A 21,180-nucleotide genomic window follows, 5' to 3' on the forward strand; every position below is an offset into this window, starting at 1 on the left:
ACTCCTCCGGGTTAGCGCGACATACGGTCGCGGGGCAGCGTGTTGCTGGTGCTGCTGCCGGAAGGCTGCGGCGCCGGCGCGGCGGTGCCGCGCGGAGGCTGGGCAGGCGGATTGACCAAAGCGGGCGAACCGGGGTTGCCGACATTGGACTTACCTGCGTCCTGAGCTGCCAGATGCATGATCTTGTCCAAGGGCAGATACAACATGTTGTTGTTGCTCTTGGTGTCGACCATAACCTTGCTGGCGCGCGTGAAGATGTCCTGCATGCTCTCCAGGTACATGCGCTGGCGCATGACCAGCGGCGACTTTTCGTATTCGCCGAGAATGCTGGTGAAGCGCGACGTATTACCTTGGGCATCGCCCACGACCTTGGCCTTGTAGCCTTCGGCCTGCTCCACCATGCGCGAAGCCTGGCCGCTGGCCAGCGGCACGACCTGGTTGGCGTACGCCTGACCTTCGTTGATCTGGCGTTCGCGATCCTGGCCAGCCTTGACGGCGTCATCGAACGCAGCCTGGACCTGTTCGGGCGGCTGGACGTTCTGGATGGCGACGGTGCTGACCTGCACGCCAGTCTGGTAGCGGTCGAGGATCTGCTGCATAAGCGCCTGAACCTGGGACGCGACCGTCGTACGGCCTTCGTACAACACGAAGTCCATGGACTGCTTGCCCACGACTTCCCGCATGGCGGTTTCGGACGCCTGGCGAACGGATTCGTCAGGATCGCGCGTCATGAAGAGGTAGTCGGGTGCGCCGTCGGCGCGCAGGCGGTACTGGACGACGAACTGCATGTCGACGATGTTCTCGTCCGTCGTGAGCATCAGCGCTTCAGGCAGAACCTTGTTGCGGGCGCCGCCGCGGAAGCCGACTTCGAAGGTGCGCAGCTGCGAGACGTTGACGATCTCGTGGCTCTGAATGGGATACGGCAGGCGCCACTGGAAACCGGCTTGCGACGTGCTCTTGTATTTGCCGAACTGGGTCACGACCGCGACCTGGCCTTCTTGCACGATGTAGAAGCCGCTGGCCAGCCAGATGCCGGCCGCGACCAGGGCGATGACGCCCAGGCCGATGCGCGTGCCGCGCGGCGACGGCGGCGTCATGCCGCCGCGGTTGCCGGGGCGGTTATTGCCGCCGCCACCCTTGCGCCCGAACAAGGACCCGATGCGATTGTTGAAATCGCGCCAGACCTCGTCCAGATCAGGAGGGCCGTCTCCATTGCCTTGGGGCCGCTTCGGCGGCGGCTCGGAGCCATTGTTGTTCCCACGACCCCAGCCGGGGTCATTCAGATTGAAGAGTTTGATAATTCGCGGCATTGTTTCCCACAATCTGTCCGGTCTCCGCAATTGCCCCGCGCAACGCATCCAGACCGGCGCGCTCGGTGGCGCTTACAAATACTCGCGCAATCGTACCATGTGCATCGCGCTCCACCCGGGGTTCCAATCCAGCCAAGTCTATCTTGTTGTATACCAGAATGGTGGGAATCGCGGCAGCGCCGATTTCGGCGAGGACCTTGTTGACCTCGAATATCTGCTCGTCCCGCTGCGGACTGGCGGCATCCACCACATGCAGCAGCAGGTCGGCGTGCACCGTTTCTTCCAGGGTGGCCCGGAAGGCGGCGATCAGGCCGTGAGGCAGGTCGCGGATGAAGCCCACGGTGTCGGAGACCACCACGGAGCCCGCCCCTTCGACCCAGATACGCCGAGTGGTCGTGTCCAGGGTCGCGAAAAGCTGATCAGCGGCGTAGGCATCCGCCCGGGTCAGCGCATTGAACAAGGTGGACTTGCCGGCGTTGGTGTAGCCCACCAGCGACACCGATAGCGCTCCGCCCCGCGCGCGGGCGCGCCGCTGGGTCACGCGCTGACGCTCGACCTTGTCCAGCCGCTCGCGCAGCGTCTTGACCTTGGCGCCGATCATGCGGCGGTCCATTTCGAGCTGAGACTCGCCGGGGCCGCGCATCCCGATACCGCCGCGCTGGCGCTCCAGGTGGCTCCACATCCGAGTGAGGCGCGTGGCCAGATGCTGCAATTGGGCGAGCTCCACCTGCAGCTTGCCTTCGTGACTTTTGGCGCGCAGCGCGAAGATGTCCAGGATGAGCGCGACGCGGTCGACCACCCGAAGGTTGAAGGCCCGCTCGAGATTGCGCTGCTGCGCGGGCGACAGCGGCTGGTCAAACAGGACGATATCGGCCAGCAAGGCCTGAGCCATGGCGACGCCTTCGTCAGCCTTGCCCGAACCGATGAAAAACTTGGCATCGGGGCGATCGCGCCGGGCGGTCAGGGTGCCGACGATCTCAGCGCCCGCGCCCTTGGCAAGCATGGCGAATTCCTCGGCATGGGCCGTGAAGTCCGGATCACCGAGATCCACGCTGATGATCAGAGCGCGCATACATGCACCATATTGGACCCAAAGCGAAAATGCCCGCCGACGTCAACCGTCCGGCGGGCAATAAAAGGTAAAGCTGGAGCGAGATTACTCAGCAGGGACTTCCACCTGGAAATTCACGGCACGCGCGGGAACCACCGTGGAGATTGCGTGCTTGTAGACCATTTGGGTGACGGTATTGCGCAGCAGCACCACGTACTGGTCGAACGATTCGATTTGCCCTTGAAGTTTGATGCCGTTCACGAGATAGATCGACACGGGCACATGATCCTTGCGCAGCGTGTTGAGGAACGGATCTTGCAGAGTTTGCCCTTTATTGCTCATTGGCCAGGCTCCATTTGTTTGTTATTGAGTGGTGGCGTGCTTTTTGTACTGGTGGTGCACGCCGAAACACGTACTCTACAGGGTTTTCCCGGCCCGTGCTACTTGGCCGGGAAGCAAAAATGACACCAGAGTTTTCCAGCTGAAAAGCCTCTGAAAATCATGCCTGCAGGACCTCCGCGAGTGCGCCCAGAAGCTGGTCGCACTGCCCTTCGGTGCCAACGGTAATGCGCAGGAACTGATCAATGCGCGCATGACGGAAATGACGCACGATGATGCTGCGCTCGCGCAAGGCGGCGGCAAGGCCGGCGGCATCTTTTGAGGGGTGCCGCGCGAACACGAAATTCGCGCTCGACGGAAGCACCTCGAATCCCAGCGACGCCAGGCCCGCCGTCATCCGCGACCGGGTATCAATCACGGCTTGGCGAGTCTTCTCAAAGTACTCCGTATCTTCCAGGGCCGCCACCGCGCCGACGGATGCCAGACGATCAATGGGGTAGGAGTTGAAACTGTTCTTTACGCGTTCGAGTCCGTCGATCAGCGCAGCGCTGCCCACGGCGAATCCGACGCGCAGGCCCGCAAGCGACCGCGACTTCGAGAGCGTCTGCACGACCAGCAGGTTGTCGTAGCGGGCGACCAGAGGAATGACCGATTCTGCGCCGAAATCCACGTAGGCCTCGTCCACCACGACGACCGTATCAGGGTTGCCGGCCACCACGCGCTCGATCTCGGCGGCGCTGAGGGCGCGGCCGGTGGGCGCATTGGGGTTGGGGAAGATGATGGCGCCAGCCTGGCCATGACGCTGCGGCAGGTAGTCTTCGACGTCGATGCGGAAATCGGCCGTCAGCGGCATCGTCTGGTGCTCGATGCCGTAAAGGCCGCAATAGACCGGATAGAAGCTGTAGGTGATGTCCGGGAACCGCAGCGGGAGCTCATGCTTGAGCAGCGCCAGGAACACGTGCGCCAGCACCTCGTCGGAGCCGTTGCCCACGAAGACCTGGGCGGGCTGCGCGCCCACGGCCGAGGCGATCGCCTGGCGCAGACGGTCGGACGAAGGATCGGGATAGAGCTTGAGCGTGTCGTCGCAAGCCGCGCGGATCGCGTCGAGCACCTTGGGCGACGGCCCATAGGGGTGCTCGTTGGTGTTCAGCTTGACCAGGTTCTGAAGCTTGGGCTGCTCGCCCGGAACATAGGGACTGAGCGTCCCGACGACGGGACTCCAGAAACGGCTCATGGATCAGCTTTCCTGCGCGTAGGGGTTGTGCGAAGACTTGAATTCGATGCGCAGCGGCGTGCCCTGCAGATCGAACGCATTGCGAAAGCGCGTCTCAAGGTAACGACGATACGAGTCGGGGATGGCGTCGAGCGCGTTGCCGTGGATGACGACCAGCGGAGGATTCTGGCCGCCCTGGTGCGCATAGCGCATCTTGGGACGGAAAATTCCCTTGCGCGGAGGCGGCTGCTGTTCGACCGCGGCCTGGAGCTCGCGCGTGAGCTTGGGCGTGGACAGTTTGGCGAATGCGGCCGCGTGCGCGGAGTTGATCGACTTGAGCAACGGCTTGATGCCTTGCCCGCGCAGCGCGGAAATCGTGTGGACGCGCGCAAACGACAGGAAGCGCAGCTTGCGGTTGAATTCGCGCTCGATGCGTTCCTTCTCTTCGCCGTCCAGGCCATCCCATTTGTTGACGGCCACCACCACCGCGCGCCCGGTTTCCAGCACGAAACCGGCGATATGCGCGTCCTGTTCGGAGATCTCGGTCTGCGCGTCCAGCATCAGCAGGACGACATTGCTGGCCTCGATGGCCTGCAGCGTCTTGATGACAGAGAACTTTTCGACGGCTTCGAATACCTTGCCGCGCTTGCGCAGGCCAGCGGTGTCGATGAGCGTATAGCGCCGGCCGTCGCGCTCGAAGTCAATCTCGATGGCGTCGCGCGTGGTGCCCGGCATGTCGAACGCAATGACGCGCTCTTCGCCCATGAAGGTGTTGATGAGCGTGGACTTGCCGACGTTGGGACGACCCACGATCGCCAGCTTGATGCGGTGATCGTGTTCGCCCTCTTCGGCAGGCTCTTCTTCCGCGGGCGGTTCGGCCAGATCCTTGAGCGCGAGCTCGATCAGGTCGACGATGCCGTCGCCATGCGCCGCCGAAATGGGATAGGGCTGACCCAGACCAAGTTCGTGGAACTCGGAGATGGCGGGGCCCAGGCCCATGCCTTCGGCCTTGTTCACCGCCAGCAGCACACGCTGCTGCCCCGATTTGCGCAGCAACTGCGCGATCTCGTGGTCATGGGCGTTGATGCCCGCGCGGGCGTCCACCAGGAACACCACGACGTCGGCCTCGGCGATGGCCTGCCGGGTCTGGCGGGCCATTTCCAGCAGGATGCCGTCCTTGGCGACGGGCTCGAAGCCGCCCGTATCAATAGCGATGAACGGGATATCGCCTACCCTGCCCTCGCCGTAATGGCGATCGCGGGTCAGGCCGGAATAGTCGGCCACCAGCGCGGCGCGCGATCGCGTCAGGCGGTTGAAAAGGGTCGATTTCCCCACATTGGGGCGGCCGACCAGGGCAACGACAGGCTTGAAAGACACGGTGTAAGGCTTTGCTTTATAGGTTTCAGTTGGTGCCGATCATGACGAGATTGCCATTGCCCGTCTGGACCAGCACACCTTGGGGAGTCGTCTGAGGCGGCGAAACGACCGCGCCGCCGCCTACCGACAGCCGCGCCATCAGGCTGCCATCGCTGCGCGACAGGAAGTGCACATAACCGTCCAGGTCGCCCACAGCCAGCGCACCCCCCAGCATAGCCGGTGCGGTGAGCTGGCGGTTCTTCAGCGCGGACTGCTTCCAGAGATTGCCCCCATTATCCAGGGCAAACGCGTTCACCACGCTGTTCTGGTCGGCGGAAAACGCGAAGCGGTCGTCCAGGCTCAGGCCGCTGACGCTCGAGAAGTCCTTGGCCCAGAGCGGGCGGCCGCCGGCCGTGACGTCAAAGCAGACGATACGTCCCTGATAAGCAACCGCGCACAGCAGGTTGCCGGCGATGCGCGGCACGCCCACGACGTCGGTCAGGCGCTCCAGGTCGCTGGCGCCCCGCGGCGTCGCCACGGTGCCTTCCCATTGGACGTTGCCGCTGTTGGACGCTATGGCCATCAGCTTTCCGCCAGGCAGGCCGGTGATGACCAGGCCTTCTGCCAGGACCATCTGCGAGACGCTGCGCAGGGCCAGCGAGGGGCCGGGGCGCTGCACATTCCAGACGCGCTCGCCGCTGTTGGCGTCGAACGCCTGGATGCGGTAGTCGCCGCTGCGGACCACGACAATGCCGTAGCCCACGACGGGCGGAATGTTGACTTCGCTGGTGGCGCGAACCTTCCACTTCACCTTGCCGGTGTCGTCGAACGCGATCACTTCGCCGTCGGGCGAGGCCACCGCGGTGGTCGTGCCATCGCTACCCGCGCCAGCGGACAACTTGCCGTCGGTCTTGGCCTTCCAGATGGCGCGTCCGCTTTGCAGGTCGAACTTGCCCACGGAGCCGTCAGGCGTGGCCGCATAGATGGCGTCGCCCAGCACGGTGGGCGCGAAGCCCAGGCCGGACCCGCTGCCGATGGACACAGACCATACCTGGCGCACGGACATGCCGGCCTTGTATTCGGTCAGGGGCGCGGGATCGTAACGGCCGTCATCGCTGGAAAACATGCCGCAACCGCCCAGCGCAAGCAGGCCGGCGAGGCAAACGGCGCCGCGCCACGGGCGGCTCAGTGCAAATTTACGCATTACAGTCATGCTCCGCTCAAGGCATCCAGTTTCAGCTGCACAACCTGGGTCAGGGGATTGGCCGTACCCAGGCCATCAATGGCGCTTTGCCAAGCCGCCCTCGCCTCTTCGCGCTTGCCCTGCGCGGCGAGCACGTCGCCGCGGCGGTCCGCGAACAGGGCCGCGAACGCGGCCGGCGGGTTGGTCAGTTGCGCCAAGGCGGCATCGTATTGCTTCTGGTCCAGCAGCAGGCCCGCCAGGCGCAGCCGCGCGACGGCCTGCATGGAGGGGTTCTTGCCCTGGCCGGCCAGCCATTCAAGCTGCTCACGGGCGCCGGCGTCGTCTTTCTGAGCCTGCAGCGCCTGGGCCGCGACCAGCGCGCCGCGGGCGGCATAACCCGTGGCGGGGTACTTTTCGCGCAGCGTCGCCGCCGCGGTCTTGATGCGCACCGACGAATCCGCGCCGCCCAGGCGCGCAGCGTCTTCCAGAGCTTCAAAGTAACCCATGGCCTGATTGGCGCGATGCGATTCGTAGGCCTTCCAGCCCCACCAGCCGCCCCAGGCAAGCAGGACCACCGTCACCAGCGTAAACACCAACGTGCCATACCGGGCCCACCAGGCCTTGATCGCGTCAAGTTTTTCCTGTTCTTCCAGATCGTATGCCATGCCTTAACCCTTGTTGTTCAATGCGTCGGCCAGCTTTGCCAACGGAACCTGCTGCTGCGCGGCCTCGCCCTGCTCTTGCGCGCGCAGGAATTTGACGCTGGCGGTCTGCGACGCCACTTCATCGGCGCCAAGGATAACCGCAACCCGGGCGCCGCTGGCATCCGCGCGCTTGAATTGGGCCTTGAAGCTGGCCGGACCCGCATGCACGATGACGGACAGACCCGCATCGCGCAGGTCCTCGCCCACCCGGGCGGCCAGGCGCTGCGCGTCTTCGCCCTGGTGCACGACGTAGACCTCGCATTCCGCCGGGGCCTCGACTTCGACGCTTTGTTCCCAGAGGTCCAGCAGGCGTTCCATGCCGATGGCAAATCCCACGGCCGGCGCCGGCTTGCCGCCCAGCAGTTCGACCAGGCCGTCGTAGCGGCCGCCGCCGCAGACCGTGCCCTGCGAGCCCAGGCGATCCGTGACCCACTCGAACACGGTCAGGTTGTAGTAGTCCAGGCCGCGCACAAGACGCGGATTCAAGCGATATTCGATGCCGGCATCGGTCAGGCGCTTGCACACGCCTTCGAAGTGGGTGCGCGACTCCTCGCCCAGGAAGTCGAACAGACGCGGAGCGCTGTCGGCCATTTCCTGCATGGCGGGGTTCTTGGTGTCCAGCACGCGCAAGGGATTGCTGTACATGCGGCGCTGACCGTCTTCATCCAGGATGTCGCGGTGCTTTTCCAGATGCTCGATCAGGGCGGCGCGGTGCGCGGCGCGCTCGGCCGGCTGCCCGAGCGAGTTCAGCTCGAGGCGCACGTCCGTAAGGCCCAACAGTTTCCAGAGGCGCGCCAGCATGACGATCAATTCCGCGTCCACGTCCGGGCCGGCAAAGCCCAGCGCCTCGACGTCGATCTGGTGGAACTGGCGGTAGCGGCCGCGCTGCGGGCGTTCGTGACGGAACACCGGACCGATGGAATAGACACGCTGCGGGCGGTCATAGAGCAGGTTGTGCTCGATGGAGGCGCGCACGATGCCTGCGGTCATCTCGGGGCGCATCGTCAGCGACTCGCCGTTGAGCGCGTCGGTGAACGTGTACATCTCTTTTTCAACGATGTCGGTGACTTCGCCGATGCCGCGCGCAAACAGGCGCGTATGCTCAAGCACGGGCGTACGCACGTTGCGATAGCCGTAGCCGCGCAGCCAGCCGCGCACGATTTCCTCGAATTGCTCCCAGCGGGCGCTTGCCCCCGGCAACAGGTCATTCATGCCGCGTATGGCGGCGACTTTCTGGAAAGCTTGAGTCATCTTGATCATGCCGCGCCGCGCGCCGGCGAGCGCGCTTGCGGCTACACCCTTACTTTAGTGAGAGGCGGGCGCGCCATAGCGGCGCGCAACGTATTCTTCAACGATGGCCTGGAACTCTTCGGCGATATGGTCGCCCTTGAGCGTCACCGTACGCTCGCCGTCGACGAACACCGGCGCGGCCGGCACTTCGCCGGTGCCCGGCAGGCTGATGCCGATGTCGGCATGACGGCTTTCGCCCGGCCCATTGACCACACAGCCCATGACCGCGACGTTCATGCTTTCGACGCCGGGGTACTGCGCCCGCCAGACGGGCATCTGCCGCCGCAGGAAGGACTGGATGCTGTCAGCCAGTTCCTGGAAGAACGTGCTGCTGGTGCGGCCACAGCCGGGGCAGGCGACAACCATGGGCGTGAAGGCGCGCAGGCCCATCGTCTGCAGGATCTCTTGCGCCACGATGGCCTCGCGGCTGCGCTCACCGCCCGGTTCGGGCGTGAGCGAAATACGGATGGTGTCGCCGATGCCCTGCTGCAGCAGCACGGCTAGCGCGGCCGTGGACGCCACGATGCCCTTGCTGCCCATGCCGGCTTCGGTCAGGCCGAGGTGCAAGGGATAGTCGCAGCGGTCGGACAGATCTCGATAGACGGCGATCAGGTCCTGGACGTGGCTGACCTTGCAGGACAGGATGATGGCGTCGCGCCGCAGGCCTAGTTCTTCGGCGCGCTGCGCATTGGAGATGGCAGACACCACGAGCGCATCGCGCATCACGGCCTGCGCTTCCCAGGGCTGGGCGCGCCGGCTGTTCTCGTCCATCTTGCGGGCCATCAGTTCATGGTCCAGGCTGCCCCAGTTGACGCCGATGCGCACAGGCTTGTCGTGGCGGCAGGCCACTTCGATCATCTGCGCGAAATTGTCGTCGCGGCGCTTGCCGCCGCCCATGTTGCCGGGATTGATGCGGTACTTGGACAGCGCCTGGGCGCACTCTGGAAACTGCGTCAGGAGCTTGTGGCCGTTGTAGTGGAAGTCGCCCACCAGCGGCACGTTGACTCCCATGCGGTCGAGCTGTTCGCGGATGGCGACGACTTCGCGGGCCGCCTCGGGCGTATTGACCGTGATCCGGACGAGCTCGGAGCCGGCCTGCGCCAGCTCCTTGACCTGGATTGCGGTAGCGATGGCGTCCGCAGTGTCGGTGTTGGTCATGGACTGGACCACGACCGGGGCGTCTCCGCCCACCGTCACAACGCGATCGCCCCACTTCACCGCAACGGAACGCGTGACGCGGCGCGCCGCGGCTCCCACGGCGGGAGGCGGCGCATCCTGGCAAGGCAGAGAAGAATCTTGCATCGGTTGGAACCGGGTTACTTGGTTGGCTTGGGCAGCCAGTCGGACGGCAGCCATTGCTGCGGCAACCAGCCTTGCCAGAAGGCATACGCCACGCCGGCGGCCAGCACCAGCACGATGGCGATGAGCCATCCCCAGGACGTGGAAGACGAACGGTCGTCGTCCGCGCTGGATTGCGGGATGGAATGCGCGGAATGCAGCGCACCGGGGCTGAGCTTCACCGGGCCGGTGACGCGCGCCTTGGGATCGAGCGACTCGACAATGGCCTCGGCGTCCGCGCCCAGCAGGCGCGCATAGTTCCGGACCAGTCCCCGCAGGGAAACGCCAGTGGGCAGGTTGTCCCACTGTTCATTTTCAAGGGCTTCGATCTGCTTGGTGGAAAACTTGATGCGGCTGGACACTTCGTCGAGCGACCAGCCCTTGGACTGGCGCAGCACGCGCAATGCCGAGCCCACGCTGCCCGCAGCGCCAACGGACGTGTCAGAAACTGCAGAAGCAAAATCCTGCGTCATGCGTGCACCTGTTTAATTGGTATGGTCTGGCGCTGTGCGGCATTGCGCTCGGTAATCCGAGTACGATCCCGCACCTCTCCGGCCAATTGGCCACAAGCCGCATCAATATCGTCGCCCCGGGTCTTGCGGACCGTTGTGATGATGCCGGCGTCCATCAGACGCTGGGCAAACACTTTCACGCGCGCCGAGTTCGAGCGCTTCAGGCCGGACTCGGGGAACGGGTTGAACGGAATCAGGTTGAGCTTGCAGCGCAACTGGCGTGCAATTTGGATCAGTTCTTTGGCGTGCTGGTCGGTATCGTTGATGCCGTCCAGCATGCAGTATTCAAACGTGATGAAGTCGCGCGGAGCGAACGCCAGATAGCGTTCACAAGCGGCCAGCAACTCCTTCAGCGGGTACTTCTTGTTCAAGGGCACCAATTCGTCGCGCAGCGCGTCGTTGGGCGCGTGCAGTGAAACGGCCAGCGCCACGGGACAGTCCTGCGACAGGCGGTCCATCATGGGAACCACGCCGGAGGTGGACACCGTGACGCGGCGGCGCGACAGGCCGTAGGCGTTGTCGTCCAGCATCAGGCGCAGGGCCGGCAAGACCTGGTCGTAGTTGAGCAGGGGTTCGCCCATGCCCATCATGACCACATTGCTGATGACGCGCGTATCTTCGGTGGCGCGGGCGCTTTCAAGGCGGGCGGTGCCGATATCGGCCTCGAGCACGCGCTTGGCCCACCACAGCTGGCCGATGATTTCGCTGGTCTTCAGGTTGCGGTTGAAGCCCTGGTGCCCGGTCGAGCAGAAGCGGCAGTTCACCACGCAGCCGGCCTGGCTGGAGATGCACAGCGTGCCGCGGTCGTCTTCGGGAATGAAGACGGTTTCGATGGCATTGCCCTGCCCCACGTCGAACAGCCACTTGCGGGTGCCGTCGGTCGAGCGCTGCTCGATATTGACGGGCAATGCCTCGATGCGGCAGTGCGTCGCAAGCTGGCTGCGGAACTCGCGGGCCAGGTCGGTCATGGCGTCGAACGAATCGGCGCCGCGCTGATGCATCCAGCGCTGCAGCTGGCGGGCGCGAAACGGCTTGCCGCCCCACTGCCCGACCAGATCGGACAGGGCGGAGCCGTCCAGCCCCAGCAGATTGATTCGTTCGACGGATTCCATAACCAGGTAAAACTTAAAGCGCGTTCAACAGCAAAGCCGAAAATTAACGGCTGTGGATGTTGATTTCGGGGAAGAAGAAAGCCACTTCGACAGCAGCCGTTTCCGGAGCGTCAGAGCCGTGGACGGCGTTGGCGTCGATGCTGTCGGCGAAGTCGGCGCGGATGGTGCCCGGGGCGGCCTTCTTGGGGTCCGTGGCGCCCATCAGGTCGCGGTTCTTCAGGATGGCGTCTTCACCTTCCAGCACTTGCACGAACACCGGACCCGAGATCATGAAATCGACCAGATCCTTGAAGAAGGGGCGTTCCTTGTGGACGGCGTAGAAGCGCTCGGCGTCGGCGCGCGACAGTTGGGCCAGGCGGGCGGCGATGACCTTCAGGCCGGCTTGCTCGAAACGGCCGACGATCTGGCCGATGACGTTCTTGGCGACGGCGTCGGGCTTGATGATCGAGAGGGTGCGTTGAATGGACATAAGGACTCCGAAAAACGATTTCTGACGGGTTTCTAGTAATTGCCTGGCATGGCTCTGCGCTTATCGGCGCCACCCTGGGGGTGTCGCCCTGGAAGCGTCATCGCGCTGTTGGCGCGCAGGCGGTCCGACACGAATGGGTGTATCGGGCCGTCCTGTTCCACCGACCAAGACAGGGATTCGACACTGCCGACCTGTCGGACGCGTCCTGGATTGCCTGCGGGATTCCGAACACGAGCGAATAGCAACTATTCTGCGCGCATTTCAGGAGGAATCCTCAATGAATTCAGGGACTTCTAAAAGGTTTACAGTAACCCGGTATTCTAACACGCTGAGAAGACCGCATTACATCTTAAAATGAGCGGTTTGCTGCCCGCCTCCAAGCCGGGCGCCCCTGTCTGCCGGAAACCTGTAATGACTCAAGCTGCTCCCCCGAACGCCGCTCCCCTCGCTGGCGAAACCCCGGAACTCTCCAAGAGCTTCGAACCCTCCGAACTGGAATCCCGCTGGTATGCCGAGTGGGACAAGCGCGGGTATTTCACGGCCGGCCAGCATGTAAAAACGGGGACGGAAAGCCAGCCATACGTCATCCAGTTCCCGCCTCCAAACGTGACGGGCACCCTGCACATGGGCCACGCGTTCAACCAGACCATCATGGACGGCCTGGTGCGCTACCACCGCATGTCGGGCGACGACACGGTATTCATTCCCGGCACCGACCACGCCGGCATCGCCACGCAGATCGTCGTTGAAAGACAACTCGACGCCCAAAAGGTTTCGCGTCACGACCTGGGCCGCGAAAAGTTCATCGAGAAAGTCTGGGAATGGAAGGAAAAGTCCGGCAGCGCCATCACCGGACAGGTCCGCCGCCTGGGCGCCTCGGCCGACTGGCCGCGCGAATACTTCACCATGGACGACCGCATGTCGCGCGGCGTGGTGGAAACCTTCGTTCGCCTGCATAAACAGGGACTGATCTACCGCGGCAAGCGCCTGGTCAACTGGGATCCCAAGCTTCTGACCGCCGTGTCCGACCTGGAAGTCCTGTCCGAAGAGACCGATGGCCACATGTGGCACATCCTCTACCCCTTCGTCGACGGCCCCCAGACCATCGTCGACAAGGACGGGCAGACCGTCACGCTGCGCGGCCTGACCATCGCCACCACCCGCCCGGAAACCATGCTGGCGGACGGCGCGCTGTGCGTGCACCCTGACGACCCCCGTTACAAACACCTGGTGGGCAAGGAAGTCGAGCTGCCGCTTTGCGACCGCAATATTCCGATCATCGCCGACGATTTCGTCGACCCGGCGTTCGGCACGGGCTGCGTGAAGATCACCGGCGCCCACGATTTCAACGACTACGCCTGCGCCATGCGCCACGATCTGCCGCTGATCGTGATCTTCACGCTGGACGCGCACATCAACGAGAACGGCCCCAAGCAATTCCAGGGCATGGAACGCTACGAGGCCCGCAAGGCCGTCGTCGCGCAATTGGAGGCAGAGGGCTACCTCGTCAAGGTCGAGCCGCACAAGATGATGCAGCCCAAGGGCGACCGCACCGGCGTCGTGCTGGAGCCCATGCTGACCGACCAGTGGTTCGTGGCCATGAGCAAGCCCGCGCCGGAAGGCACGCTGAATCCCGGCAAGAGCATCACCGAGGTCGCACTGGAAGTGGTGGCTGACGGCCGCATCCAGTTCTACCCCGACAACTGGACCACCATCTACAACCAGTGGCTCAACAACATCCAGGATTGGTGCATCTCGCGCCAACTCTGGTGGGGCCACCAGATCCCGGCCTGGTATTCGGAAGACGGCCAGGTGTTCGTGGCCCACGACGAAGCCGGCGCGATCGAACAGGCGCGCGCCGCCGGCGTCACCGGGCCGCTCACGCGCGACCCGGACGTTCTGGACACCTGGTTCTCGTCGGGCCTGGTGCCCTTCACGACGCTGGGCTGGCCCGAAAACACGCCGGACCTGCAGCGCTATCTGCCGTCGAGCGTGCTGGTCACGGGCTTTGACATCATCTTCTTCTGGGTCGCCCGCATGGTCATGCTGACCACGCACCTGACCGGCCAGATTCCGTTCAAGCACGTTTACGTGCACGGCCTCATCCGCGACGCCGACGGCCAGAAGATGAGCAAGTCCAAGGGCAACACCCTGGATCCGGTCGACCTGATCGACGGCATCGACCTGGACGGGCTGGTCGTCAAGCGCACCTACGGCCTGATGAACCCCAAGCAGGCCGGCGCCATTGAAAAGGCCACGCGCCGCCAGTATCCGGACGGCATTCCGGCATTCGGCACGGATGCCCTGCGCTTCACGATGGCCGCCTACGCCACGCTGGGCCGCAACATCAATTTCGACCTGAAGCGCTGCGAAGGCTACCGCAATTTCTGCAACAAGCTGTGGAACGCCACGCGCTTCGTGCTGATGAACACGGAAGGCCATGACCTGACCGTGCCGGACGCCGGCGAGCTCTCCTTCGTGGACCGCTGGATCGTCAGCCAGATGCAGACGCTGGAAGACGACGTCGCGCGCGGCTTTGCCGACTACCGCTTCGACAATGTCGCCAATGCGCTGTATCGCTACGTGTGGGACGAGTACTGCGATTGGTATCTGGAGCTGGCCAAGGTGCAGATCCAGACCGGCACGCCCGCCCAGCAGTTGGGCACGCGCCGTACGCTGATCCGCGTCCTGGAATGCGTGCTGCGCCTGGCGCACCCGATCATTCCGTTCATCACGGAAGAACTCTGGCAGAAAGTTTCCGTCGTGGCCGGCAAGCGCAAGGAAGGCGTCGCGGACAGCGTCAGCGTACAGCCCTACCCCAAGGCCAACCCGGCGGCCGTGGATGCCGCCGCCGAGGCCGATGTGGCGGAACTCAAGGCTCAGGTCGAGGCCGTGCGCGCCCTGCGCGGCGAGATGAGCCTGTCACCCGCCCAGAAGGTGCCGCTGTGCGCCCAGGGCGACGCGCCCATGCTGACCCGCAATGCGCCATACCTCGCCGCGCTGGCCAAGCTGAGCCAAGTCGAAGTTCTGGACGCCCTGCCCGACGCCGGCGCGCCGGTCCAGGTGGTGGGCTCCAGCCGCCTGATGCTGCACGTTGAGATCGACGTGGCCGCCGAACGCGTGCGCCTGGACAAGGAAATCGCGCGCCTGGCCGGCGAGATCGCCAAGGCCAAGGGCAAGCTGTCCAACGCCAGCTTCGTGGAACGCGCGCCCGCCGCCGTCGTCGAGCAGGAGAAGGCGCGCATGGCGCAGTTCAGCGAGACCCTCCAGAAGGTGCAGGAACAACGCGCCAAGCTCGGCGACTGACTCCCGCCCCGAACCGCAGCATGAAGAGCCCCGGGCTTCGTTCCGGGGCTTTTCTTTTCCACTGGCGGAAACTCAGACGCCGCCGTCGGTCATCCGGTACCAGGTCACCACCGCATTGACGTACAGCCGGCGCAACCCGTAAAGCGGGAACGGAACGATCGGCGACAAGGGCACCGGCAACGCATTGGCGTCGCCGGTCGCCACATATTCCGCCATCGCGCGACCCATGCTGGTCTGCAGGCCCACGCCGCGTCCCTGGCAGCCGATATCCACGAGCAGCCCCGGCTGCGGCTCATGCAGATGCGGCATGTAGTCCCGCGTGATGGCCACCCGGCCGCACCAGCGGTACTCAAAGGGCGTGCCGGCCACCTGCGGGAACATCTTCACCATCACGCGCTCCAGGTGCGCCCAATCCGCGTCGCCCCTGGGCTCGCGGAACGGACCGCGGCCGCCCATCAACAGGCGGCCCTGATGATCGAGGCGGAAGTACAGCAGCAGGTTGCGCGTATCCGACGTGACATGCCCTTCGGGGAAAATTCCGGCACGCAACCGCTCCGACAGCGGCGCCGTCGCCACCTGGAAGGTGTTGGCGTCAATGATGGATGGCTTCAGCCCGGGCCAGAGACCTCCGCCGTATGCATTGGTGCACATGACCACGCGATCGGCCACGACCGATGGACCGCGCGCGGTCGAGGCGGTCCATTTTCCGTCTACGCGCTTCAAACCCGTGACCGGCGTTTCGGTGTGCAGGACGGCGCCGGCATTCAGCGCGGCGCGGGCCAAGCCGCGCGCGTAGCTCAGGGGCTGGATCGCGCCCGCCCGCTTGTCCACCCATCCCCCCAGATACTTGTCCGAACCGATCAGGCGGGCCACCTGGGCGCGGTCCAGGGGCTGGGCGTCCACGCCATGGCGCGCCCATTGCGCCGCGCGATCGTGCGCCGTGCGCAGGGCCGCCGGGTTGTGTGCTCCCTGTATCCACCCATTGCGCACGTGCGGCACATCCATGGCATGGCGCTCGATGAGATCGAAGACGGCGTCCGCGGTAGCGCCGGCGAATCGCAGCAGCCGCTCGCCGCGCTCGGGTCCGAACATGGCAAGCATGGCGTCCGGGTCATACTTCAGGCCCGGAATGACCTGGCCGCCGTTACGGCCGGAGCCGCCGAATCCGATCTCGCGCGCCTCCAGCAGCACGACCTTGACGCCGCGCTCCGCCAGATGCAGGGCCGTGCTCAGGCCGGCGTAGCCGCCGCCGATCACCAGCACGTCCGCCTGCGCGGACGCCTGCAGCGGGTCGGTGGGCGGCGGCGCCGCCGCGGTCGCTGCCCACAATGAAGGGGAAAGAGGAAACGGCGCTTGCTGCATGAGGATTCCTTACATGGGATGCAGCACGCGGCGCAGGAAATCCTGCGTGCGCGGATGCTGCGGATGGTTCAGCACTTCACGCGCGGCGCCCTGCTCGACCATGACGCCGCCATCGAAGAACATCACGCGGTCCGCGACTTCGCGGGCGAAGCTCATTTCGTGGGTAACGACCACCATCGTCATGCCGGCCTCGGCCAGCTTGCGCATGACGCCGAGCACATCGCCAACCAGCTCCGGATCCAACGCCGAGGTCGGCTCGTCGAACAGGATCGCCTTAGGCTGCATCGCCAGCGCGCGCGCGATGGCCACGCGCTGCTGCTGGCCGCCGGATAACTGGTTCGGATGCGCATCCTCCTTATCGGCCAGGCCCACGCTGGCCAGGAGCTCGCGCCCCCGTTCCAGCGCCTGGGTGCGCGGCTCCTTTTTCACGAAGATCGGCCCTTCAATCACGTTCTCCAGCGCGGTGCGATGGGGAAACAGGTTGAAGCGCTGGAACACCATCGCAACCTGCGTGCGGATCGAGACGATGGAAGGCGAGTCGCAATCCACGAGCTCGCCGTCGACAGTGATGCGTCCGGCGTTGTAGCGCTCCAACCCGTTGATGCAGCGCAGGATGGTGGACTTGCCCGAACCCGACGGGCCGACTACGCACACCACTTCGCCCTGGGCGACTTCGGCGTCGATGCCCTTGAGCACCTCCAGCGACCCGAAGCTTTTGCGGACTCCCTGGAGTTGGATCATTTGGTTGCGCTCCTTTTTTCCAGATGCCGGACCAGCAGGATCAGCGGCACACACATCACCAGATACATAAGCGCCACCAGCGAAAACACGGTGGCGTTCTTGAATGTGGACACGGCGATCAGCTTGCCCTGCAGCGCCAGTTCGGCCACCGTAATCGTGGACGCCTGCGAAGAGTCCTTGAGCATCATGATCATGATGTTGCCGTAGGGCGGCAGCACGATCTTCACGGCCTGCGGCAGGACCACGCGCCGCATGGTCAGGCTCCAGCTCATGCCCATGGCCATGGCCGCCTCGATCTGGCCGCGGTCGATAGCCTGTATGCCCGCACGAAAGTTCTCCGCCTGGTAAGCGGAATACGCCACGCCCAGGCCGATGATCGCGGCCTGCACCGCGCTCAGCGATACCCCCATGTCGGGCATCACAAAATAGATGTAGAACAGCAGCACGATGATCGGTATGCCGCGCAGCAGATTGATCACACCCCCGCTGAAGCCGGACAGGTACTTGTTGCCCGACACGCGCATCAGCGCCCAGACCAGCCCCAGCACCGTCGACAGCGCCAGCGAACCCAGGGTGACCAGGATCGTGAGCTTGGCCCCCTCGAGCAGGATCGGCATGAACTCTGCCGCATCTTTCAGAAATTCCGTCATGACTCCACCACCCCGACAAGACTGCCTTCCGGAACGCCGGATGCGTTCCGCCCAGCCGGCGCGCGCGCCGGCTGGATGCATGCGATTGCTTGGTTGATGCGCGGATGCGCCGGCGTCACGCGCCGCCCAGGCCCCACTTCTTCAGGATGGCGTCGATGGCGCCATCGGCCTGCAGCTTGGTCAGCGCCTTGTTGATGCGGTCGAGCAGTTCCGTGTCTTCCTTGCGAGTGGCAAGTCCCAGGCTGCCCATGATGGTCGGCTGGTAGGACTGCGCCATCTTGAGGTTGGGATAGTTCCCCTGCGTCAGGATGTAGGCTGCGATGGGATAGTCCATGAAACCGCCCTGGATGCGGCCGGCATTGGCGTCGCGCATCATGTCGGGCGGATTGTCGTAGAGCTTCACTTCCTTGAAGACGCCGCTCTTCTGGATGGGCTCGACGAACGCGGTGCCGACCTGCACGCCGACCGTCATGCCCTTCATGTCGGCAAAGGACTTGTATTCCTTGTTGTCGGTCTTGAGCACCATGAGGCCTTCGCCATAGCGGTAGACCGGCGACGAAAAGCTCACGACCTGCTGACGCTGCGGGGTGATGAACATCGCTGCGGAAACGATATCAATGCGCTTGGAGGTCAACGAGCCGATCAGCGCAGAGAACGCCATGGGTTCGATCTGCACCGCGAAGCCGGCTTCTTTGCCGACCGCCTTCACGATATCGACCATCACGCCCTCGATGCTATTGGTCTTGGTATCGAGAAACGTGAACGGACTGCCTGTGGGCGTGGATCCCACCTTCAGCACCGTCTGAGCTTGAGCGCCCGCGGCCATGGACAATGCTGCGAATACAGAGACAACAAGAGTCTTGAATTTCATGACATATCCTCATCGTGGCAAAGAAAGCCGGGCCGCTGCTTGCGCGCCCGGTGGCGGAACGATCCCCTGCGTCGTTGCGCCGTTTCAGGTGCTGCGCGCTTGCGGCGCTTGTGGCGTGTCGTCTCCCGAGGCTGGATTGATATTGGATATGGCCCAGATGACTTCGGTCGTCTGAGACCCCGGATTGCGCCAGCGGCGCGGCGTGCTGCTGGCATAGCAGAAGCTGTCCCCCTCCTGGAGGCGGATGACGCGGTCGCCCACCCAAAGCTCCAGCACGCCCTTGAGCACCAGGCCGATCTGCTCGCCCTGCCCCGTGACAAAAAGTTCGTTGCCCGTCGAGCCGCCCGGCTCAATCGAGGCGCGACACAGGTCCATGCTGCGGCACGCCGCAGGCGTGTACATCTCTTTGCTGATGCCTTTTTCCTTCAGGTCGATATACCGGTGCGTGCCGGCACGAGCCACCCGCCCGTCCTCCTCGCCGCCGGTATGTTCGGCGTTGCGCAGCAGGGAATTGACCGACACGCGGAACTCCCGGGCCAGCGCGTGCAGAACCTTCACGGAAGCAGAGCTGAGACCTCGCTCGATCTGGCTGAGCAGGCCCACCGACATGCCGCAGGCCCGGGCCACGTCCGCCAGCGATCGCCCCTGCTGCTTGCGCAACTGGCGCAGTTGCTGGCCCAGCCACAGGTCGACGGCGGATTCAGGTCGCCCCGCCTGGACAGCAGACGAAGGCGGCGCATGGGCATGGCGATCAGGAGCGGAGCGGCTCATATGAAAATTTCATTTGCATGTAATTTTCAATACTAAGGAGCAGCAAAAATGCCCACAATCTAGGAACATCCCTAGCGTTTGCGGGAACGGACGAATTGCGGGAGGGTCAGGATGCGCCAGACGGCTTGGGGGTGTGGGCCACGCGTCAGGAGGCGTCGCCGCCAGCCGGCTTGCGGGGCTTCCTGCGTTTGGCGGCAGAGGCGTCCGCTGGCGGCTCGATGCCGGCCAACTGCGCCAGGTAACGCTCGTCGTGCTTGGTCAGCCACCCCTTGGCGCGGGCGGATTCGATGAGCTCGGGCCGCCGCGCGGCGGTCAGCGTCAGGGAACGCTCACGGCGCCAGCTCGCGATGTTCGCGTGATGCCCGCTCAGCAGGGGAGCCGGCACGGGAGCGCCTTCGTAAACTTCGGGCCGCGTGTAGTGCGGACTATCCAGAAGGCCGGACAGCGTATCGTTGAACGAATCCTGCAAGGCGGAATTGCCATCGTTGAGCACGCCTGGCAGAAGACGCACGGCGGCGTCGATGACCGCCAGGGCGGCAATTTCCCCACCGGACAAGACAAAATCGCCCAACGAGATTTCCTGCGTGACGCAGCGCTCGATGAAACGCTGGTCCACGCCTTCGTAGCGACCGCAAATGAGGATGAGGCCGTCGCTGGCGGCCAACGCTTCCGCGCCGGCCTGATCGTAGCGCCGGCCCACGGGCGCCAGCAGCGCCACGGGAGCGGGGCCCAGGCCCTGCGCGGCGCGCGACTGCTGTGCGGCATTGACGGCGGCCTCCAGGGGAGCGGCCATCATCACCATTCCAGGACCGCCGCCATAGGGGCGGTCATCGACCGTGCGATGGACGTCATGCGTGAAGTCGCGCGGATTCCAGGCATGCAGGGACCACCGGCCCTGGGCATGGGCCCGGCCGGTGACACCCAGGTCACGCACCACCCCGAACATCTCGGGAAAAAGCGTAACGACGTCGATTCGCATCAGAATTCCACCGGCCAGTCGCTGTCGATGCGACGAGCGGCCAGATCCACGGCGTGGATGTGTGCGCGTACGAACGGAACGAGCATTTCGGCGGGTCGGCCTTTGGCGTCAAGAATGGACTCGGGACCTTCGGCCCCCGCCTTTTGGAGCAAGACCTTCAAGACGGCATGGGCGCCGTTATCGAGGACCTCGCCCACCACGCCTATCAGCGCGGGTTCGCCATTGGCGCTGGTGTACAGCGCACAACCGATCAGATCGACCCAGTAGTATTCGTCTTCCTCGGGCGCGGGAAAAGACCCGCGCGGCGCCTGCACGGAAAACCCGCGCAGCGCCTCGGCCTGGTCGCGATCCGCAATGCCCTGCAACTGGGCCACTACCGTGGCTCCCTGCGAACGGACTTGCTGGACCTTGTATGCAACAGGCGCAGACGCGACAGCGCCCCGCGCCATTTCAGGCACAGGGCGAGTCAACCACCATTGAGATGCTGAGAGCAGCACTTCGGCATTGGCCGAATGCGGCTGCACTTTAACCCAGCCTTTCACACCGTAGGCTGCAATAATGCGGCCAAGCTCGACCAAATCCGTAGGCGCCGCGTTAGAGGTTGCGGCATCAGGCATGTATCG

General features: G+C 64.5%; 20 protein-coding genes. 1 reads left to right on the forward strand and 19 read right to left on the reverse strand.

What is annotated here, in order from left to right; all coding sequences use genetic code 11:
- Positions 1-11: 11 nt before the first annotated feature.
- The 12 genes from hflK to ndk form a co-directional block, all read right to left on the reverse strand.
- Complete coding sequence (hflK, locus tag KYC_RS18240; protein ID WP_043518845.1) at positions 12-1,310, reverse strand: FtsH protease activity modulator HflK; 1,299 nt, start codon at positions 1,308-1,310, stop codon at positions 12-14.
- Positions 1,276-2,382 carry a GTPase HflX gene (hflX, locus tag KYC_RS18245; RefSeq protein ID WP_008165042.1) on the reverse strand — a complete coding sequence of 369 codons (1,107 nt, stop codon included), beginning with the start codon at positions 2,380-2,382 and terminating at the stop codon, positions 1,276-1,278. Before hflX ends, hflK begins: the two co-directional genes overlap by 35 nt.
- Before the next feature lie 84 nt (positions 2,383-2,466).
- Positions 2,467-2,703 (reverse strand): RNA chaperone Hfq, encoded by a 237-nt coding sequence (gene hfq, locus KYC_RS18250; protein ID WP_006218585.1) that lies wholly within the window; start codon positions 2,701-2,703, stop codon positions 2,467-2,469.
- Between the two features lie 157 nt (positions 2,704-2,860).
- Entirely contained in the window at positions 2,861-3,934 is a 1,074-nt protein-coding gene (gene hisC / locus KYC_RS18255) for a histidinol-phosphate transaminase (RefSeq protein ID WP_008165047.1), read from the reverse strand.
- A 3-nt stretch (positions 3,935-3,937) separates the two neighbouring features.
- A complete protein-coding gene (gene der / locus KYC_RS18260; RefSeq protein ID WP_008165049.1) occupies positions 3,938-5,290 on the reverse strand; it encodes a ribosome biogenesis GTPase Der in 1,353 nt (450 codons plus the stop codon).
- Positions 5,291-5,315: 25 nt separating this feature from the next.
- Positions 5,316-6,473, reverse strand: a complete 1,158-nt coding sequence (gene bamB / locus KYC_RS18265; protein ID WP_008165050.1) for an outer membrane protein assembly factor BamB — start codon at positions 6,471-6,473, stop codon at positions 5,316-5,318.
- 5 nt (positions 6,474-6,478) lie between these two features.
- Positions 6,479-7,117 carry a YfgM family protein gene (locus KYC_RS18270; RefSeq protein WP_008165052.1) on the reverse strand — a complete coding sequence of 213 codons (639 nt, stop codon included), beginning with the start codon at positions 7,115-7,117 and terminating at the stop codon, positions 6,479-6,481.
- 3 nt (positions 7,118-7,120) lie between these two features.
- On the reverse strand, positions 7,121-8,407 hold the full coding sequence (gene hisS / locus KYC_RS18275; protein WP_085945484.1) for a histidine--tRNA ligase: 1,287 nt from the start codon (positions 8,405-8,407) through the stop codon (positions 7,121-7,123).
- A 54-nt stretch (positions 8,408-8,461) separates the two neighbouring features.
- Complete coding sequence (gene ispG / locus KYC_RS18280; protein WP_008165056.1) at positions 8,462-9,748, reverse strand: flavodoxin-dependent (E)-4-hydroxy-3-methylbut-2-enyl-diphosphate synthase; 1,287 nt, start codon at positions 9,746-9,748, stop codon at positions 8,462-8,464.
- A 14-nt stretch (positions 9,749-9,762) separates the two neighbouring features.
- Positions 9,763-10,257 (reverse strand): helix-turn-helix domain-containing protein, encoded by a 495-nt coding sequence (locus KYC_RS18285; RefSeq protein WP_008165059.1) that lies wholly within the window; start codon positions 10,255-10,257, stop codon positions 9,763-9,765.
- Positions 10,254-11,408 carry a dual-specificity RNA methyltransferase RlmN gene (gene rlmN, locus KYC_RS18290; RefSeq protein WP_008165061.1) on the reverse strand — a complete coding sequence of 385 codons (1,155 nt, stop codon included), beginning with the start codon at positions 11,406-11,408 and terminating at the stop codon, positions 10,254-10,256. Before rlmN ends, KYC_RS18285 begins: the two co-directional genes overlap by 4 nt.
- Before the next feature lie 43 nt (positions 11,409-11,451).
- Positions 11,452-11,877 carry a nucleoside-diphosphate kinase gene (gene ndk / locus KYC_RS18295; protein ID WP_006393972.1) on the reverse strand — a complete coding sequence of 142 codons (426 nt, stop codon included), beginning with the start codon at positions 11,875-11,877 and terminating at the stop codon, positions 11,452-11,454.
- A gap of 411 nt (positions 11,878-12,288) precedes the next feature.
- Here ndk and KYC_RS18300 point away from each other — a divergent pair, with 411 nt between their 5' ends.
- Complete coding sequence (locus KYC_RS18300; protein ID WP_008165068.1) at positions 12,289-15,183, forward strand: valine--tRNA ligase; 2,895 nt, start codon at positions 12,289-12,291, stop codon at positions 15,181-15,183.
- Positions 15,184-15,255: 72 nt separating this feature from the next.
- On the opposite strand, the gene KYC_RS18305 is transcribed toward KYC_RS18300, so the two are convergent.
- From KYC_RS18305 to rimM, 7 genes are all read right to left on the reverse strand, one after another.
- Positions 15,256-16,545 (reverse strand): NAD(P)/FAD-dependent oxidoreductase, encoded by a 1,290-nt coding sequence (locus KYC_RS18305; RefSeq protein ID WP_008165070.1) that lies wholly within the window; start codon positions 16,543-16,545, stop codon positions 15,256-15,258.
- Between the two features lie 9 nt (positions 16,546-16,554).
- Positions 16,555-17,286 carry an amino acid ABC transporter ATP-binding protein gene (locus KYC_RS18310; RefSeq protein ID WP_008165072.1) on the reverse strand — a complete coding sequence of 244 codons (732 nt, stop codon included), beginning with the start codon at positions 17,284-17,286 and terminating at the stop codon, positions 16,555-16,557.
- Positions 17,283-17,936, reverse strand: a complete 654-nt coding sequence (locus tag KYC_RS18315) for an amino acid ABC transporter permease (protein WP_008165074.1) — start codon at positions 17,934-17,936, stop codon at positions 17,283-17,285. The genes KYC_RS18310 and KYC_RS18315 overlap by 4 nt, the downstream gene beginning before the upstream one ends.
- 115 nt (positions 17,937-18,051) lie before the next feature.
- Entirely contained in the window at positions 18,052-18,807 is a 756-nt protein-coding gene (locus tag KYC_RS18320) for an ABC transporter substrate-binding protein (RefSeq protein WP_043518850.1), read from the reverse strand.
- A gap of 84 nt (positions 18,808-18,891) precedes the next feature.
- On the reverse strand, positions 18,892-19,578 hold the full coding sequence (locus tag KYC_RS18325) for a helix-turn-helix domain-containing protein (protein ID WP_008165078.1): 687 nt from the start codon (positions 19,576-19,578) through the stop codon (positions 18,892-18,894).
- Between the two features lie 145 nt (positions 19,579-19,723).
- On the reverse strand, positions 19,724-20,557 hold the full coding sequence (gene trmD, locus KYC_RS18330; protein ID WP_008165080.1) for a tRNA (guanosine(37)-N1)-methyltransferase TrmD: 834 nt from the start codon (positions 20,555-20,557) through the stop codon (positions 19,724-19,726).
- On the reverse strand, positions 20,557-21,174 hold the full coding sequence (gene rimM, locus KYC_RS18335) for a ribosome maturation factor RimM (protein WP_043518852.1): 618 nt from the start codon (positions 21,172-21,174) through the stop codon (positions 20,557-20,559). The genes trmD and rimM overlap by 1 nt, the downstream gene beginning before the upstream one ends.
- Positions 21,175-21,180 lie beyond the last annotated feature (6 nt).

Source organism: Achromobacter arsenitoxydans SY8, from assembly GCF_000236785.1.
In the GTDB taxonomy this organism is placed as follows: Bacteria; Pseudomonadota; Gammaproteobacteria; order Burkholderiales; family Burkholderiaceae_B; genus Achromobacter; species Achromobacter arsenitoxydans.

Bases quoted from the DNA above. Each gene is read 5' to 3' on its own strand.
- hflK (WP_043518845.1), bottom strand. From the start codon at position 1,310: ATGCCGCGAATTATCAAACTCTTCAATCTGAATGACCCCGGCTGGGGT.
- hflX (WP_008165042.1), bottom strand. From the start codon at position 2,382: ATGCGCGCTCTGATCATCAGCGTGGATCTCGGTGATCCGGACTTCACG.
- hfq (WP_006218585.1), bottom strand. From the start codon at position 2,703: ATGAGCAATAAAGGGCAAACTCTGCAAGATCCGTTCCTCAACACGCTG.
- hisC (WP_008165047.1), bottom strand. From the start codon at position 3,934: ATGAGCCGTTTCTGGAGTCCCGTCGTCGGGACGCTCAGTCCCTATGTT.
- bamB (WP_008165050.1), bottom strand. From the start codon at position 6,473: ATGCGTAAATTTGCACTGAGCCGCCCGTGGCGCGGCGCCGTTTGCCTC.
- KYC_RS18270 (WP_008165052.1), bottom strand. From the start codon at position 7,117: ATGGCATACGATCTGGAAGAACAGGAAAAACTTGACGCGATCAAGGCC.
- hisS (WP_085945484.1), bottom strand. From the start codon at position 8,407: ATGACTCAAGCTTTCCAGAAAGTCGCCGCCATACGCGGCATGAATGAC.
- ispG (WP_008165056.1), bottom strand. From the start codon at position 9,748: ATGCAAGATTCTTCTCTGCCTTGCCAGGATGCGCCGCCTCCCGCCGTG.
- KYC_RS18285 (WP_008165059.1), bottom strand. From the start codon at position 10,257: ATGACGCAGGATTTTGCTTCTGCAGTTTCTGACACGTCCGTTGGCGCT.
- rlmN (WP_008165061.1), bottom strand. From the start codon at position 11,408: ATGGAATCCGTCGAACGAATCAATCTGCTGGGGCTGGACGGCTCCGCC.
- ndk (WP_006393972.1), bottom strand. From the start codon at position 11,877: ATGTCCATTCAACGCACCCTCTCGATCATCAAGCCCGACGCCGTCGCC.
- KYC_RS18300 (WP_008165068.1), top strand. From the start codon at position 12,289: ATGACTCAAGCTGCTCCCCCGAACGCCGCTCCCCTCGCTGGCGAAACC.
- KYC_RS18305 (WP_008165070.1), bottom strand. From the start codon at position 16,545: ATGCAGCAAGCGCCGTTTCCTCTTTCCCCTTCATTGTGGGCAGCGACC.
- KYC_RS18310 (WP_008165072.1), bottom strand. From the start codon at position 17,286: ATGATCCAACTCCAGGGAGTCCGCAAAAGCTTCGGGTCGCTGGAGGTG.
- KYC_RS18315 (WP_008165074.1), bottom strand. From the start codon at position 17,936: ATGACGGAATTTCTGAAAGATGCGGCAGAGTTCATGCCGATCCTGCTC.
- KYC_RS18320 (WP_043518850.1), bottom strand. From the start codon at position 18,807: ATGAAATTCAAGACTCTTGTTGTCTCTGTATTCGCAGCATTGTCCATG.
- KYC_RS18325 (WP_008165078.1), bottom strand. From the start codon at position 19,578: ATGAGCCGCTCCGCTCCTGATCGCCATGCCCATGCGCCGCCTTCGTCT.
- trmD (WP_008165080.1), bottom strand. From the start codon at position 20,557: ATGCGAATCGACGTCGTTACGCTTTTTCCCGAGATGTTCGGGGTGGTG.
- rimM (WP_043518852.1), bottom strand. From the start codon at position 21,174: ATGCCTGATGCCGCAACCTCTAACGCGGCGCCTACGGATTTGGTCGAG.